The sequence below is a fragment of the Micromonospora sonchi genome (assembly GCF_014646235.1).
Classification (GTDB): domain Bacteria; phylum Actinomycetota; class Actinomycetes; order Mycobacteriales; family Micromonosporaceae; genus Micromonospora; species Micromonospora sonchi.
Map to the genome: position 1 here is coordinate 129,569 of NZ_BMNB01000009.1, position 14,439 is coordinate 144,007.

Annotated in this window: 12 protein-coding genes and 1 pseudogene; 6 read left to right on the forward strand and 7 right to left on the reverse strand. The window is 72.9% G+C overall.

All coding sequences use genetic code 11. The features are described 5' to 3' along the window. Positions 1–55: 55 nt before the first annotated feature. The 3 genes from IEY61_RS12025 to IEY61_RS12035 form a co-directional block, all read right to left on the reverse strand. Positions 56–1,879 (reverse strand): AMP-dependent synthetase/ligase, encoded by a 1,824-nt coding sequence (locus IEY61_RS12025; protein WP_189043550.1) that lies wholly within the window; start codon positions 1,877–1,879, stop codon positions 56–58. A gap of 139 nt (positions 1,880–2,018) precedes the next feature. Continuing rightward, on the reverse strand, positions 2,019–2,957 hold the full coding sequence (locus IEY61_RS12030; RefSeq protein WP_189043552.1) for a terpene synthase family protein: 939 nt from the start codon (positions 2,955–2,957) through the stop codon (positions 2,019–2,021). A 122-nt stretch (positions 2,958–3,079) separates the two neighbouring features. Beyond that, the gene (locus IEY61_RS12035) at positions 3,080–3,709 is read right to left on the reverse strand and encodes a TIGR03085 family metal-binding protein (RefSeq protein WP_189043554.1); all 630 of its coding nucleotides are present in this window, start codon (positions 3,707–3,709) and stop codon (positions 3,080–3,082) included. Between the two features lie 154 nt (positions 3,710–3,863). On the opposite strand from IEY61_RS12035, the gene IEY61_RS12040 reads away from it, so the two are divergent. Next, complete coding sequence (locus tag IEY61_RS12040) at positions 3,864–5,732, forward strand: ABC transporter ATP-binding protein (RefSeq protein ID WP_189043556.1); 1,869 nt, start codon at positions 3,864–3,866, stop codon at positions 5,730–5,732. A gap of 231 nt (positions 5,733–5,963) precedes the next feature. Continuing rightward, positions 5,964–7,697, forward strand: coding sequence for an ABC transporter ATP-binding protein (locus tag IEY61_RS12045; RefSeq protein ID WP_189043710.1), 1,734 nt, complete (start codon positions 5,964–5,966; stop codon positions 7,695–7,697). Positions 7,698–7,750: 53 nt separating this feature from the next. Here the strand turns inward: IEY61_RS12045 and IEY61_RS12050 are convergent, their stop codons facing one another. The 3 genes from IEY61_RS12050 to IEY61_RS12060 all read right to left on the reverse strand — a co-directional run bounded on the left by IEY61_RS12050 (position 7,751) and on the right by IEY61_RS12060 (position 10,007). Then, positions 7,751–8,386: a TetR/AcrR family transcriptional regulator gene (locus IEY61_RS12050; protein WP_189043558.1), complete on the reverse strand. Its 636-nt coding sequence runs from the start codon at positions 8,384–8,386 to the stop codon at positions 7,751–7,753. Positions 8,387–8,505: 119 nt separating this feature from the next. Then, positions 8,506–9,261 (reverse strand): ABC transporter permease, encoded by a 756-nt coding sequence (locus IEY61_RS12055; RefSeq protein WP_189043560.1) that lies wholly within the window; start codon positions 9,259–9,261, stop codon positions 8,506–8,508. Further along, complete coding sequence (locus tag IEY61_RS12060) at positions 9,261–10,007, reverse strand: ABC transporter ATP-binding protein (protein ID WP_189043562.1); 747 nt, start codon at positions 10,005–10,007, stop codon at positions 9,261–9,263. Before IEY61_RS12060 ends, IEY61_RS12055 begins: the two co-directional genes overlap by 1 nt. Before the next feature lie 615 nt (positions 10,008–10,622). Between IEY61_RS12060 and IEY61_RS31135 the strand changes: the two are divergent. The 4 genes and pseudogenes from IEY61_RS31135 to IEY61_RS12075 form a co-directional block, all read left to right on the forward strand. Beyond that, positions 10,623–10,940, forward strand: a pseudogene (locus IEY61_RS31135) (phosphoribosyl-AMP cyclohydrolase); the annotation flags it as partial. Positions 10,941–11,126: 186 nt separating this feature from the next. After that, positions 11,127–11,558 carry a phosphoribosyl-AMP cyclohydrolase gene (gene hisI, locus IEY61_RS31140; protein ID WP_229705850.1) on the forward strand — a complete coding sequence of 144 codons (432 nt, stop codon included), beginning with the start codon at positions 11,127–11,129 and terminating at the stop codon, positions 11,556–11,558. A gap of 46 nt (positions 11,559–11,604) precedes the next feature. Beyond that, the gene (locus IEY61_RS12070; RefSeq protein ID WP_189043566.1) at positions 11,605–13,158 is read left to right on the forward strand and encodes an anthranilate synthase component I; all 1,554 of its coding nucleotides are present in this window, start codon (positions 11,605–11,607) and stop codon (positions 13,156–13,158) included. 55 nt (positions 13,159–13,213) lie between these two features. Further along, on the forward strand, positions 13,214–13,765 hold the full coding sequence (locus IEY61_RS12075) for a Trp biosynthesis-associated membrane protein (protein ID WP_189043568.1): 552 nt from the start codon (positions 13,214–13,216) through the stop codon (positions 13,763–13,765). Here IEY61_RS12075 and IEY61_RS12080 read toward each other — a convergent pair. Beyond that, positions 13,758–14,009: a hypothetical protein gene (locus IEY61_RS12080; RefSeq protein WP_189043712.1), complete on the reverse strand. Its 252-nt coding sequence runs from the start codon at positions 14,007–14,009 to the stop codon at positions 13,758–13,760. The two genes, IEY61_RS12075 and IEY61_RS12080, sit on opposite strands and share 8 nt — an antisense overlap. Positions 14,010–14,439: the final 430 nt, after the last annotated feature.

A 14,439-nucleotide genomic window follows, 5' to 3' on the forward strand; every position in this document is an offset into this window, starting at 1 on the left:
ACGCGTCGGCCCCGCGCCCGGACGGGGCGCGGGGGCCGACGTGGGGCACCGTCGGTCAGACCTCGGCGAGGGTGCCCTCGTACATCTTGTCGATCTCGGCGGCGAAGTTGCTCTCCACCCCGCGGCGCTTGATCTTCAGCGAGGGGGTGATCTCGCCGTCCTCGATGGTCAGGTCACGCGGCAGGACGGTGACCTTCTTGATGGTCTCCCAGCGGTTGAGCTTGCTGTTGAGCTCGGCGACGTACTCCTCGATCATGGCCTGCGCCTCGGGCGAGGCCACGATCTCGGCGTACGGGCGACCCTCGAGCGGGGTGCCGGCCGCCCAGCCGGCGATGGCGTCCGGGTCGAGGGTGACCAGCATGGTGCAGTAGTTGCGGGCCTGACCGATGACCACCGCCTGGGAGGTGTACGGGCAGGTCGCCTTGAACATGCCCTCGATGTGCGACGGCGCCACGTACTTGCCGCCAGAGGTCTTGACCAGGTCCTTCTTCCGGTCGGTGATGCGCAGGTAGCCGTCGTCGTCAAGGCTGCCGATGTCACCGGTGCGGAAGAAGCCGTCCTCGGTGAAGGCGCCGCTGGTCTCCTCGGGCAGGTTGTGATAGCCGCGCATCACCGGCCGGCCCTTGATCAGGATCTCCCCGTCGGTGTCGATGCGGCACTCCAGGTCGCCCATGGCCTTGCCGACGGTGCCGATCCGGATCGCCCCCGGCGGGTTGACGAAGTTGCCGGCGCTGGACTCGGTCAGCCCGTAGCCCTCGGAGATCGGCAGGTTCGCCGCGGCGAAGAAGGTGGCGATGTCGGGGCTGAGCGGGGCGGCGCCGGACACCAACACCCGCATCCGCCCGCCGAGGCGGGCCTGGAGCTTGCTGAAGACCAGCTTCTCGGCCACCGCGTACTTCAGCTTCAATCCGCCCGGCACCGGCTTGCCGGCCTGCTCCAGGGCGACCTTCTCGGTGCCGACGGCGACCGCCCAGGCGAAGATCCTGGCCTTCGCGCCACCGGCGTCCCGCGCGGTGGTCACCGCCTTGTTGTAGACCTTCTCGAAGACCCGCGGCGCCCCGCACATCAGCGTCGGTCGGACCACCGAGAGGAGTTCGACCAGCTTGTCCACCCGGCCGTCGACGTACGTGGGCATGCCGACGTGAGTGGTGCCGCAGAGCAGCGTCTTGCCGAACGAGTGGGACAGCGGCAGCCAGAGGTACTGGAGGTCGTCCTCGCGCAGCAGCCCCACCGCCTCCTGTGCCACGCCCTCCCAGCACCAGCCGCCGTGCAGCAGCTCGACCCCCTTGGGCCGGCCGGTGGTGCCGGAGGTGTAGATCAAGGTGGCCAGGTGCTCCGGGCCGATCCCGGCCACGAGGCGGTCGATCAGCTCCGGGTCCTCGGCGAGCCGCCCGGCGCCCTGCTCCTCCAACTCGGCCAGGGTCAGCTGGGGCACCGCCGCCGACGGGTCGGGAGCACCGTCGAGGAGGACCACGTGGGTCAGCGCGGGCAGCTCCACCCCGGCGATCTTCGCCGCCTGGTCCGGATTCTCCGCGAACAGCACCTTCGAGCCGGAGTCGGCGAGGATGTAGGTGGCGTCCTGCGGCTCGGTGGTCGGGTAGACCGTGGTGGTGGCGCCGCTGGCACACATGATGCCGAAGTCGGCCAGCACCCACTCGAGCCGGGTGTTCGCCAGGATTGCCACCGGATCCTCCTGACCGACGCCCAGGCCGTGCAGGCCGGCGGCGACCGCCTTGGCCCGCTGGGCGACCTGCGCCCAGGTCAGCCAGACCGGCGAGTCGTCCGGCCCGGGGTGGGCGAAGGCCTGGCGATCGGGGGTCGCGGCCACGCGCTTGAGGAACATGTCAGGGATGGAGCGGTAAGGTACGTCGAGAGCCATCGGGGTAGCCGCCTTCGGGGGTGGAGGCGTGACGGTCGTCACGTAGGGTGCGTTACCGAAGAGTATTGCCTGCGTCGGGGGCATCGGCCACCCCCGGCGCTCATCGGGCGGCCGGTCCCGGCGCGCGAGCCGGGCGGGCTCAGGCGTACCGCTGTGCCGCCCGGGACCAGTCGTAGGTGGCCCGGATCCAGTTCCGCCGGGCGGCCAGCGCCGGGCGTATCGCGTCGCCGTGGGTGACCAGCAGGTCGCGCTCGATGGTCAGGTACGCGCTGAGTCGTTCGTTGAACCGGTCGGCGGCGGTCCGTAGCGCCACCGACTCGTCACCGATCTCTTCGGTCAGCACGGTGATCAGGTTGTGCGCGTCGGGCCGGACCCGGTGTTCCTTGCCGTAGGAGAAGACGTCGTTGCACCAGCAGACCAGGTCGGCGACGAGCGACTCCAACGTGGCCCAGCCCGGGTCGGCCCGCCGGTCGGCCGGCGGAAAGGCGTCCAGGGCCAGATCGGTGAGGGTGAGGCTGGGGTAGACGGCTCCGGTGTGCCGGCGCAGTTGGACGTACTCGGCCACCGGCGGAATCCGGTCGTGCTCCCGGTTGGCCGCCTCCCACAGCAGCGCGAGCAGGTACTCGCGCATGCCGGCCGTGAAGCGCAACAACACGGCCGGCTGGCGGTGGGCGCGGATCCGGTGGCAGAGGTCGGCCAGAGCGGGCGCCAGCGGGCCGGCGGTGCGGGCCGGCGCCGGTGACCCCCCACCTTGGTCGTCGAGCACCTCCAACAGGTCCGCCACCGCGGGCGCGAGGCGGGTCGGGTCGTCGCCCAGACCGTCCTCGTCACAGGCGTCGTCCATGACGAACAGCCAGGAGATCAGGTCGGTCAGCAGCCGCAGCCCGGCCAGCGGTGCCTGCGGGCAGGCCCGTCCGGCGAGCCCGGCGGCGTCCGCCCGGCTCAGCCGTTGCCCGTCATCGATCAGGCCCATGCTCTGCGCCCAGTCCGCACTCTCCCGCGCGACGCGTTCCGTGTCGTCGTGCCGGATGCCGGAGAAAGGGGGCTCCCGCAGTGCCGCGATCGCAAAGCTTCGCATCGCGCTCCCTGTTGCCCTGCCCCACGCAGAGCAGCGCGGCCAGCGTACGGGAGCAACGATCGTTCCGGCTGGCCGCGTGGATAACGTTTCGGATATTCCTGCCGACCCGATGCGGGCCAGGGTCAGAAGCCCAGCCTGGCGGCGCGGAGCCGCTCCGTCAGCTCTGGCTGACCGCTCAGTCGCACCTCGGCCACCCGTTGCCGACCGGACAGGAACAGCGCCAGCTCACCCGGAGTGCCCACCATGCGCAGCGACTCACCGCCCCGGCCGGCGCCGATCTCGCCCTGGCCGGGCGCCTGCACGAGCAGGCGGGCCGGGAAGCGGCGCAGCGCCAGCCGGGCCAGCATCGAGGCCCGTCGCCACAGCGCCCGGTCCAGCCCCGCGGGCAGCTCCCGGGGCCGCCATTCCGCCCGGGCCCGACGCACGTCCTCGTGATGGATGAAGAACTCCAGCGTGTTGGTCAGGTCGTCGACCAGCGGGTTGCTCACCGGGCTCCACAACGGAGGGTGCCGCAGCCGGTCGAGCAGTTGGGCCCAGTCGCCTGCCGCCACCTCGCGTCGGACCCGCTCAGCGTAACCGCGCAGCGGCGCCAGCACGATGCCCGCCGCGGCGTCCGGCCGTCGTTCGCGTACCGCCAGGTGCGCGGCGAGGTCACGGGTGCGCCACCCCTCGTTGAGGGTCGGAGCCTCCGGGCCCAGCATCGACATCAGCGCAACGAGCGCCTCGCGCTCCGAACGGGCGTACCGCGGCATGGCACTGATCGTATGCCGGCGGAGGGCGGCGGGTGCGGGTCGCGGCCGGTCCGGTCGATCGGGGTGACGTCGGACATATCGCTGCGGGTCGGCGGGACCGGCGCGTAGCGGTAAGGATGAGGGAGGATGATGGCAGCTTACGGCGGGGGAGAATGTGGCGAGCGGGACTAGTCGCGAGGTGCTCGGTCGCGGGCTGGCCGTGTTGGGGCGGGCCATCCGGGAGCAGCCGCGGATCTTCGCGGTCGCGGTGGCCGGCAGCGTGCTCTTCGGCCTGATGGTGGTGGCCAGCGCGTTCGTGGTCGGCCGGGTGGTCGGTGAGGTGGTCGTGCCGGCGGTCGCCAGCGGGTCGGTCGGCACGGGCGCGCTCGCCCTGGCGGCCGCGGCGTTGCTCGGCATCAGCGTGCTGCGGGTGGTCGGCATCTTCGGCCGGCGGCTCGGCGCGGGTTACATGCAGTACCGGCTCCAGGCCGACTACCGGCGCCGGGTCACCCGCCGCTATCTGGAGCTGCCGCTGTCCTGGCACCATCGGCACGCCACCGGCACCCTGCTGTCCAACGCGAACTCCGACGTGGAAGCGGCCTGGCACCCGATCGCCCCGCTGCCCTTCGCGGTCGGCACGCTGGTGATGCTGGTCGGCGCCGTGGCCGCGCTGTTCGTCACCGACTGGGCGCTCGCCCTGGTCGGCCTGGCGGTGTTCCCGGCGTTGTTCGCGCTCAACGTGGCCTACTCCCGCCGGATGGCGCCCCGTCAGGCTCGCGCCCAGCGGCTCCGGGCCGAGGTCAGCGGCATCGCCCACGAGAGCTTCGACGGCGCGTTGGTGGTCAAGACGATGGGCCGGGAGGCCCAGGAGACCGGCCGGTTCGCCGACCGCGCCGGCGAGTTGCGGGACGCGCTGATCTCCGTCGGCCGGCTGCGTGGCATCTTCGACCCGATGCTGGAGACCCTGCCCAGCCTCGGCACCCTCGCGGTGCTGGTGGTCGGCGCGTACCGCCTGCGGCAGGGCGCGATCGACGTGACCGAACTGGTCAGCGTCGCCTTCCTGTTCACCGTGCTGGCCTTCCCGGTACGGGCGATCGGCTGGGTGCTGGCCGAGCTGCCGCGCAGCGTCGCCGGCTGGGACCGGCTCCGCCGGGTGCTCGACGCCACCGGCGAGATGCCGTACGGCGAGAGCCGCCTGGACGCTGCCTCGTCCGCGCCGGCCACCCTCACCTTCACCGACGTCGGCTTCGCCTACGAGCCGGCCGAGGCGCACCTGCCCGGCGCGCAGGTGCTCGGCGAGGTCTCCTTCACCGTCCCGGCCGGCCGGACGGTCGCCCTGGTCGGGCCGACCGGGGCCGGCAAGTCGACCGTCGCGGCGCTGGCCGTCCGGCTGATGGACCCGCGCTCCGGCGCGGTCCGCATCGACGGCGTGGACGTGCGGGAGTTGGCCGTGGACTCGCTGGCCGGCACCGCCGCGCTGGTGGCCCAGGTGCCGTTCATCTTCGACGACACCGTCCGGGCCAACGTCTCACTCGACCGGCCGGGCGTCGACGACGAGGCCGTGTGGGCCGCGTTGCGGCTGGCCGAGGCCGACGCTTTCATCGCCGCCCTGCCCGACGGACTGGACACCATGGTCGGCGAGCGGGGCGCCTCGCTCTCCGGCGGCCAGCGGCAACGGCTCACCCTGGCCCGGGCGTTGGCCGGGCGTCCCCGGCTGCTGGTGCTCGACGACGCCACCAGCGCGGTCGACCCCCGGGTGGAGGCCGCCATCCTGGCCGGGCTGCGCTCCGCCGAGGCCGGCGGGCCCGGCGCGTCGATCCTGGTGGTGGCCTACCGCCGGGCCACCATCGCGCTCGCCGACGAGGTCGTCTACCTGGAGCAGGGCCGGGTGGTGGCGCGGGGCACCCATGCCACCCTGCTGGCCACAGTGCCCGGCTACACCGACCTGGTCACCGCCTACGAGCAGGCCGAGGTCGACCATGACCGGCAGCGGACGTACGACGAGGTCACGCCGTTGACCTCCGGTCTGGAGGTGGACCGGTGAGCGCGAGGAACGCAGCGCAGCGGAGTCCCGCAGTCGGGAACGAAAGGCGGGCCCCGGTGAGCGCGAGGAACGCAGCGCAGCGGAGTCCCGCAGTCGGGAACGAAAGGCGGGCCCGGTGAGCGCGAGGAACGCAGCGCAGCGGAGTCCCGCAGTCGCGAACGAAAGGCGGGCCCCGTGAGCGCGGTCGCGGACGAGACGAAACCGGGCCCGGAGCGGGCCGGGTCGACCTGGATGACGTTGCGCCGGGGGCTGGCGCTCTCCCCGGAGCTGCGGATCGGGCTGGCTGGCACGCTCGGCCTGGCGCTGGTCTACATGGTCGGCCGGGTGGCCGTGCCGGTGGCGGTGCAGCAGGGCATCGACCGTGGCATCGCCGGCGGGCTCGATTTCGACGCGCTGTTCATCGTCGTGGCGATCACCGCCGGCGTGCTGGTGGTGACCACCGCCTGCGGCTACCTGATGATGCGCCGGCTGTTCACGGTCAGCGAGACCGCGCTGGCCGGGGTGCGGATCCGCGCCTTCCGGCACGTGCACGACCTGTCCATGCTGCACCAGCAGTCCGAGCGGCGCGGCTCGTTGGTCTCCCGGGTCACCAGCGACGTCGACCAGATCACCCAGTTCCTCCAGTGGGGCGGGGTGATCCTGCTGGTCAACCTCGGGCAGTTGGTGGTCACCACCGCGGTGATGCTGGCGTACTCCTGGCAGCTGACGCTGGTGGTCTACGCCGCCTTCGGGCCGGCGGTGCTCGTGATCCGGCTGCTCCAGCGCCGGCTCGCCGCCGCGTACGGGGTGGTTCGGCAGCGCACCGGCGCGTTGCTGGCGGCGGTCGGGGAGAGCGTGGTCGGCGCGCCGGTGATCCGGGCGTACGCCGTCGCCGGCCGCACCGCCCGGCGACTCGACAAGGCGATCGACAGCCAGCAGCGGGCCCAGCAGAAGGCGATCCGGATCAGCATCATGGGCAGTTCCGTCGGCGAACTGGCCGCCGGGTTGGCGCTGGCCGGTGTGGTGGTGCTGGGGGTGTTCCTCGGCGCCGACCGGACGCTGACCGTCGGCGAGGTCACCGCGTTCCTGTTCCTGGTGACGCTCTTCATCCAGCCGGTGCAGATCGCCACCGAGGTGCTGAACGAGGCGCAGAACGCCATCGCCGGCTGGCGGCGGGTGCTGGACGTGCTGGACGTGGCCCCGGACGTGGCCGACCCGGGTGAGCGGGGGCGCGAGCTGCCGGCCGGTCCGCTCGACATCCGCTTCGCCGATGTGAGCTTCGCCTACCCGGGCGGCCCGAGGGTGCTGCACGACGTCAGCCTGGAGATCCCGGCGAAGAGCCGGGTAGCGGTGGTCGGTGAGACCGGCAGCGGCAAGACCACCTTCGCCAAGCTGCTCACCCGGCTGATGGATCCGGCGGCCGGCGCGGTGCTGCTCTCCGGGGTGCCGCTGACCGAGGTCCGCTTCGACTCGTTGCGTTCCCGGGTGGTGATGGTGCCGCAGGACGGTTTCCTGTTCGACGCCAGCGTCGCCGACAACGTCCGCTTCGCCCGTCCGGAGCTGACCGACGAACAACTCGCCGCCGCCTTCACCGAGTTGGGGCTGGCCGACTGGCTGGACGGGTTGCCGGACGGGCTGGCCACCGGGGTGGGGGAACGTGGCGAGGCGCTGAGCGTGGGGGAGCGGCAACTGGTCGCGTTGGCCCGGGCGTACGTGGCCGACCCGGACCTGCTGGTGCTGGACGAGGCGACCAGCGCTGTCGATCCCGCCACCGAGGTGCGGCTGCAACGGACCCTGGACGCGGTGACCCGGGGGCGGACCACCCTCGCCATCGCGCACCGGCTCAGCACCGCGCAGAGCGCCGACGAGGTGATCGTGGTGGACCGGGGCCGGATCGTGCAGCGCGGCCGGCACGACGAGCTGATCCGCGATGCGGACTCCGTCTACGCCCTCCTCTACGCCTCCTGGCTCGAACAAACCCGCTGACCGTGAAAGGAAGGGCCCCTTCTTAACGCCTGGCGTAGTGAAAGGGCCCCCTTTTAACACTTCGGCGACGTCTGATCGGGAGGGCCGGCGGGCTGGTCGGGCAGCGGAGCGGTGAGGTAGCGCTGGATCGTGGGGGCGATCGTGGTGACCAGGGCCTCCGGGGCGGCGGTGGCGATCGGCTCCAGGCGGACGACGTACCGCATCATCGCCAGGCCGATCAGCTGGCTGGCCACCAGGGATCCGCGCAGCGGCAGCTCCGCCGGATCGACGTCGAGGCGGTCGAGGACCCGGCGCAGCACCTGGGTGACCACGAACTCGCGCAGCAGCCGGGCGGTCCACTCGTTGCTGAACGCGGAGCGCAGCAGGGCCACCCCGGCGGTGCCGGCCGGTGAGTCCCAGACCGCGAGGAACATTCGCACCAGCCGCTCACCGATGCCCTCCGGGTCGCCGGTGAGCACCGTCGGCAGCAGTTCCCGGGGGTCGATCGGCGCCTGCATGGCGGCCAGGAAGAGCTGGTCCTTGCTGCCGAAGTAGTGGTGCACCAGTGCCGGGTCCACCCCGGCGGAGGCGGCGATGGCCCGGATGGTGCCGGCGTCGAAGCCCCGCTCCGCGAAGATGCTCCGGGCCGCATCGAGGATCGCCTCCCGGGTACCAGGATTTCCGGGTCGCCGTCCGGTCCGCCGTGCCAATCGCCCTCCTCAGTCTCGCCCGTCGCTGTCCGGGCCCCGGGGCCGGCATCCCCGGCAGGCCCCGCGGCAACCCGGGCCTGGACCGCCGGCCCCGCCGGCAACCCGGGCCGGGCCGGTGGTCAGCCGCTGCGCCGGCGCAGGGTGGCCGCGGCGAGGACCAGTGCCAGCACCGTCGCGCCGGCGACGATGGCCACGTCGCGCCACATCGTCCCGGTCGGTTCGGCACGCGCGCCGACCTCCTGCAGCGCCTCGACGGCGTACGTCAGGGGCAGCGCGTCGCTGATCGCCTGCAACCAGCCGGCCATCTGGTCGCGCGGCACGAAGAGCCCGCAGAGCAGCAGCTGCGGCGCGACCACGACCGGCATGAACTGTACGGCCTGGAACTCGGTGCGGGCGAAGGCGCTGCAGAGCAGCCCGAGCGCGACGGCGAGCACGGCGTTCAACGCCGCGATCATGATCACCAGGCCGCTGCTGCCCGCGGTGTGCAGACCGAACACCCAGTACGCCACGGCCGCGGCGATCGCGGCCTGCAGGGCGCCGGCCAGACCGAAGGCGATGCCGTAGCCGAAGAGCAGGTCGGTCTTGGCCAGCGGGGTGGTGAGCAGCCGTTCCAGCGTGCCGGTGGTCCGCTCGCGGAGCATGGCGATGCTGGTCACCAGGAACATGACGATGAACGGGAAGAAGCCGAGCATCACCAGCGCGATCCGGTCGAAGGCGGACGGCTGGCCGGGCACAGCGGGCTGGTCGACGTACATGTAGTAGACCAGGGTGAGCAGCACGGTGGGCACGGCCACCAGCAGGGCGATCGTCCGTCGATCGTGCCGGAGCTGGCGCAGGATCCGAGCGACCGTGACGGCGAGAATACGCGGGTTCATCATGCCTCCCCGGCTGCGGAGCCGGCCGGACCGCCGGCCTCGCCCGCTCTGATCAGCCGTAGGAACGCTTCGTCGAGATCGTCGACTCCGGCGGCGGCGCGAACCGCGGCCGGGGTGTCGTCGGCGATCAGCCGGCCTTCGCGGATGAGCAGCAGCCGGTCGCAGCGGGCCGCCTCGTCCATCACGTGACTCGACACCAGCAGGGCCGTGCCGGCTGCGGCCAGCTCGTGGAACCGGGCCCAGAGGTCGGCCCGCAGGACCGGGTCCTGGCCGACGGTGGGCTCGTCGAGCACGACCAGCTCCGGTTCGCCGACCAGGGCGCAGGCCAGCGACGCGCGGCTGCGCTGCCCGCCGGAGAGCGTGCCGACCAACTGCCCGGCAGCCGACGCCAGCCCGACGTCGGTCATCGCCCGGTCCGCCTCGGCCCGGCCACGGCCGTGCAGCGCGGCGAAGTAGCGCACGTTCTCCCGAACGGTCAGGTCGGCGTAGACGCTCGGCGCCTGGGTCAGGTAGCCCACCCGGTGCCGCAGCTGAGCCGAGCCGGCCGGTGCACCCAGCACGGTGACCGTGCCGGCGGTGATCACCTGGACCCCGACGATCGCCCGCATCAGCGTCGTCTTGCCGCTTCCGCTGGGCCCCAGCAGCCCGGTCACCGAGCCGCGCGGCACCGTGGCGTCGATCCCGTCCAGCACCCGCCGGCCGCCCCGGTCCACCACCAGGCCGCGGACGGCGATGGCGTCTTCCATCGCCCACCTCCAAGATTTCATCTACCGTTGAGATCGACACTAGATGAAATCCTGCGCTGAACGGAAGGGGGAGCTGGCCCGGCAGGGCGACGGCCGGTGACGGTCCGACAACGGCCCGGAGGGCCCGCCGACGGCTCCGGAAAATCGTCACGGAGGGTCATATCCGTATACCACGGCCACTGGCCTCCGAACCGGACACCAGGTCCGTCACCGGTCATTGCGCCCTGATCGGACGTACGGCACGATGGCGCGGTGGATCACGCTCGGTCACCAGAAAGCGGGTTTCTCGACGACTGGGCCGCGCGACTGCGGGCGATCTCCGACCGGCCCGTTGTGGGCATCCTGCTGCGCGGTAGCCATGCCCGCCGGGCCGCCACCGCACACAGCGACGTCGACGTCGACGTCCTGGTCGGCGGGGCACCGTACGCGGCCCGCCGGGCGTACCTCGCGGAGCACTCCGGCCGGCTGACCCACGTCTCGGTGGCCGCCCGGGACGTCCGCTCCTGGGTGACCCGGCTGGGCGAACCGGCCGACTGGGCGTTCGGCCTGCCCGTGGCGGCTCCCGCCCGACTGCTCTGGGCGGACCCGTGCTGGCGCGACCGGATCGACCTGCCGGTGCTCTGTCAGCCGGCGGACGAGCCACGGCTGGAGGAGCTGATCGCCACCCTCGGCAAGGTGGCGTCGGCCCGCGACGCCGACGACTCGCTCGGTGCCCGACTGGCCGCCGCCGACCTGGCCCGGCTCTGCCCGTCGGTACTGCGGCTGGCGAACCCCGGCGTCCGGGTGGTGTCCCGCCGGTCGGCGTTCGCGGCCGCGCTCGACCTGCCGGTCGCGCCGGCCGGCTACCGCGAGGACATGTTGCGCTGCCTCGGGATCCGGCCCGGCTCGATCGGCGAGTTGTGGGCGGCGGCGGCCCGGCTGGTGGCCGGCACCATCCCGCTGATCCGCCCGTACGCCGCCGAGGTGGCCGAGGCGGCCGGCCCGGATCTCGCCGACGCCCTGCTCGACGGCCGACTGGACCGCTACCTCACGCAGTTGGCCCGGCCGGTCGGCGCGCCGCTGTCCGCCAGCCGGGAGCCCGCTGGGGTGCCCGCCCCGCGTACGGGACAATGGCTCACTGTGTCCGCACCTGACGCGCCGGTGACCGGCGCCCACCTCGAAGCGCCGGAACCGCCCGGCGGCGGTGACCGGCCGTCCCGGCTCGATCCGGCGATCGCCGCCCGGCTGCGGCGTACCCCCGATGGCCTGGTGGCCGCCGTGGTCCGTCAGCACGACAGCGGCGAGGTGCTGATGGTGGCCTGGATGGACGACGAGGCCCTGCACCGCACCCTGACCACCGGCCGGGCCACCTACTGGTCGCGCAGCCGGCGCGAGTACTGGGTCAAGGGCGCCACCTCCGGTCACCACCAGTACGTCCGCTCGGTGGCGCTCGACTGCGACGGCGACGCCGTGCTGGTCAGCGTCGACCAGGTGGGTGCGGCCTGCCACACCGGGCACCGCAGCTGCTTCTTCACCCAACTTCCGGTGGCCTCAGGGGAGGTGACGTCGTGAGCGGGCGAACCGTGCGCGGCGGCAGGGAGCGCAGCGGAGTGTCGGCGTGAGCGACGGCGTGGTGAATCCGGACCTGGCGACCTTCACCGAACTCGCCGCCCGCTGGCGGGTGGTGCCGGTGACGCGGCGGCTGCTCGCCGACGCGGAGACCCCGGTCGGGGTGTACCGCAAGCTGGCCGGCGGCCCCGGGACGTTTCTGCTGGAGTCGGCCGAGCAGGGGGTGGGCTCCTCGGGGCTGTCCTGGTCGCGGTACTCCTTCGTCGGCGTACGCAGCAGCGCCACCCTGATCGAGCGGGACGGCGCCGCCGCCTGGCTCGGTACGCCGCCGGCCGGGCTGCCGACCACCGGCGACCCGGTCCGGGTGCTGCGGGAGACGGTGGCGGCGCTGGCCGGCCCGCCCGGCGACCCGGACTCCGGGCTGCCCCCGCTGACCGGGGGCATGGTCGGTTACCTCGGCTACGACCTGATCCGCCGCTTCGAGCGGTTGCCCACGCTCACCGAGGACGACCTGCGCCTGCCCGAGCTGGGCATGCTGCTCGCCACCGACCTGGTGGTGCTGGACCACTTCGACGGCTCGGCGATCCTGATCGCCAACGCCGTCCTGCCGCCGCCGGACGAGCCGGGTCGCGAGGCGCTGGTCGCCGCCGCCTACCACCACGCGGTGGGCCGGCTCGACGCGATGACCACCGCGCTGTCGCGGCCCATCCCGCCGATGGTCGCCACGGTCCGTCGGACGCCGCCCGGTGTGGTACGCAGCCGTACTCCCGACGGCGGCTATCCGAAGGCGGTCGAGGCGGCCAAGGAGGCGATCCGGGCCGGCGAGTGCTTCCAGATCGTGCTCGCGCAGCGCTTTGAACGCGACACCGACGCCGACCCGCTGGACGTCTACCGGGTGCTGCGCACCACCAATCCCAGCCCTTACATGTACCTGCTGCGCTTCGACGGTTTCGACATCGTCGGCTCGTCGCCGGAGGCGCACCTGAAGGTGACCGGCGAGGCCGACGGCGAGCGGCGGGCGCTGCTGCACCCGATCGCCGGCACCCGGCCGCGCGGCGCGACGCCCGAGGCCGACGCCCGACTCGCCGCCGAACTGCTGGCGGACCCGAAGGAGCGGGCCGAGCACGTGATGCTGGTCGACCTGGGCCGCAACGACCTGGGCCGGGTCTGCCGGCCGGGCACCGTCGAGGTGCCGGAGTTCGCCACCATCGAGCGGTACAGCCATGTCATGCACATCGTCTCGACGGTGGTCGGCACGCTCCACGCGGACCGCACCGCCTTCGACGCGCTCGCCGCGACGTTCCCCGCGGGCACCCTCTCCGGCGCCCCGAAGGTACGGGCCATGGAGATCATCGAGGAGTTGGAACCGGTACGCCGCGGCCTGTACGGCGGCACGGTCGGTTACTTCGGCTTCGGCGGCGATCTCGACATGGCCATCGCGATCCGCACCGCGCTGATCCGGTCCGGACGGGCCTACGTGCAGGCCGGTGCGGGCGTGGTGGCCGACTCCGATCCGGCCGCGGAGGACCAGGAGACCCGGAACAAGGCCGCCGCGGTGCTGGCGGCCATCGCCGCCGCCGAAACCCTGAGGCCGGCCCGGTGAGCGCGAGGAACGTAGCGCAGCGGAGTCCCGCAGTCGCGAACGAAGGACGGCTCCGGTGAGCGCGAGGAACGCCGTGGGCCGGCGCGAGTTGGCGTACGCCGTGCTGCTCTGCCTGGCCGGGGCGGGCCTGGCCGCCTGGGCCGCGACGTTCGCCTGGGAGACGGACGAGATCGTCCGCCAGGATCCGATGCCGTTGGTGACCGAGGGGCGGACCGGGCGGCAGTTGCTGCCCTGGCTGTGGGCGCTGGCGCTGGTCGGGCTGGCCGGCGGGGGCGCGGTGCTGGCCACCCGGGGCTGGCTGCGCCGGGTGCTGGGCGGGCTGCTCGCGCTGCTCGGCCTGACGCTGGTGGCCGGCGGGGGTTACGGGCTCCTCGCCGACTTCGGTGGTCGGATCGACTGGCGGTGGCCGGCGCTCTGCCTGCTCGGCGGGCTGCTGGCGGCGGCCGGCGGGCTGCTGACCGCGCTGCGTGGCCACCGGTGGCCGGCGATGGGCGCCCGCTACGAGCGGTCTTCGAACCGGCCGGCGGCGGGTGGTCCGATCGGCGGGCAGGGCACGGTCGACGCGTGGGACGCGCTGGACCGGGGCGAGGATCCGACGGTCAGCTGACCGGCTGCCGGTCGCGGGCCCGGGCCGCGGCGAGTTCGGCCACCAACCGGTCCAGGGCGGCCCGCCGGTCGGCGCGGGCCCGGTCGGCGCAGATGGCCTCCCAGGCGTTGCCCTGCGCGGTCCGCATCCGGCCCGGCCCGACCACGGCGCGCTCCAGGGTGTGTACGACACCGGCGGCGAGCGACACGACGGTACGCGAGATCGTGGTGAGTCCGATGGTCTGCTGCGGCGCGGAGGAGTTCATGGTCACCCCGGAGGAGATCGGCGTGGTGGTGGGGCAGGCGCTCGTTGAGTTTGCCCGAGAAGAATGCTGGCCGACTCGGGTTTCCTGGTGATGACCGCCTCATCAACACTGCGGTACGCCATCCGAGCAGGCACAGGGCCCTTCGTCCTTGACCTTGCTCACAGCATCGACGTCGATCATGATGTTGCGGTCGGGCGGGCGCGGGGCAGGCCCGACATGGGCGACTGTCGATGGCGCGGTGACGTAGAGTCACAGGATGTTCGCGCAAGTCGGCCATTATGCCGCAGCCCATTTGGTGAGGAGCGCCATACCCCCGCCACCCGGTGCCAGGTAGAGCCCCCTAGCATCGGCCCATGACACCCGGAGAGGGGAGTCCGCTGGTGACTGCTGAGCATCCGCACGCGGAGGGGGACAAGGCCGGTACGGCGTC

Bases quoted from the DNA above. Each gene is read 5' to 3' on its own strand.
- IEY61_RS12025 (WP_189043550.1), bottom strand. From the start codon at position 1,879: ATGGCTCTCGACGTACCTTACCGCTCCATCCCTGACATGTTCCTCAAG.
- IEY61_RS12030 (WP_189043552.1), bottom strand. From the start codon at position 2,957: ATGCGAAGCTTTGCGATCGCGGCACTGCGGGAGCCCCCTTTCTCCGGC.
- IEY61_RS12035 (WP_189043554.1), bottom strand. From the start codon at position 3,709: ATGCCGCGGTACGCCCGTTCGGAGCGCGAGGCGCTCGTTGCGCTGATG.
- IEY61_RS12045 (WP_189043710.1), top strand. From the start codon at position 5,964: ATGACGTTGCGCCGGGGGCTGGCGCTCTCCCCGGAGCTGCGGATCGGG.
- IEY61_RS12055 (WP_189043560.1), bottom strand. From the start codon at position 9,261: ATGAACCCGCGTATTCTCGCCGTCACGGTCGCTCGGATCCTGCGCCAG.
- IEY61_RS12060 (WP_189043562.1), bottom strand. From the start codon at position 10,007: ATGGAAGACGCCATCGCCGTCCGCGGCCTGGTGGTGGACCGGGGCGGC.
- IEY61_RS12080 (WP_189043712.1), bottom strand. From the start codon at position 14,009: ATGAACTCCTCCGCGCCGCAGCAGACCATCGGACTCACCACGATCTCG.